The organism is Subtercola lobariae, assembly GCF_014640255.1.
Taxonomy (GTDB): domain Bacteria; phylum Actinomycetota; class Actinomycetes; order Actinomycetales; family Microbacteriaceae; genus Subtercola; species Subtercola lobariae.
Map to the genome: position 1 here is coordinate 1 of NZ_BMGP01000020.1, position 722 is coordinate 722.

The window sequence follows — 722 nt, forward strand, 5'->3', positions numbered from 1 at the left end:
ACCGATGAGAAAGCACGGCTCGCTGAACTCGAGAAAGAGAATCGCGAGTTGCGGCGGGCGAACGCGATCTTGCGGAGCGCGTCGGCTTTCTTCGCGGCGGAGCTCGACCGCCCCAACAGCAGATGATCGCGTACATCGACGAACACAAGGATGAGTTCGGGGTCGAGCCGATTTGCAGGGAACTGCCCATCGCCCCGCAAACCTATTACGCGTCAAAGGCCAGACCGCCCTCGAAACGCTCTGTCAGCGACGAGGTCACGGTTGCCGAGATCCGTAAAGTACACACCGATAACTACAGCGTGTACGGGGTTCGGAAGGTGCACGCCCAGCTGCGTCGCGACGGCCGTCAGGTGGCAAGGTGCACCGTGGAACGACTGATGCGACGCGAAGGATTACGCGGTGTTCGGCGCTCGAAAGAACCTCGGACCACGATTCCCGGCCCGATCGCTGATCGGCCGGGGGATCTCGTGGAACGCCGGTTCGAGGCGGATGCTCCGGATTGTTTGTGGGTGGCTGACATCACCTACATTCGAACGTTCACCGGTTGGGTGTACGCCGCGTTCGTCACCGACGTGCACTCCCGCCGCGTCGTGGGCTGGCAACTATCGACGAGCCTGCACACCGAACTTGCCCTGGACGCCCTGGAAATGGGCATCTGGACCAGGCAGCGGGCCGGACGTGACTTGTCGAATCTGATCCATCATTCCGATCGTGGGGTGCAA

At 61.8% G+C, this 722-nt stretch carries 1 pseudogene and 1 other annotated feature; the pseudogene reads left to right on the forward strand.

The window, feature by feature from the left end:
• Positions 1 to 71: 71 nt before the first annotated feature.
• Positions 72 to 722 (forward strand): annotated as a pseudogene (locus tag IEX24_RS19355) (IS3 family transposase); the annotation flags it as partial.
• Positions 84 to 197 (forward strand) — a sequence feature (AL1L pseudoknot). It overlaps the preceding pseudogene by 114 nt.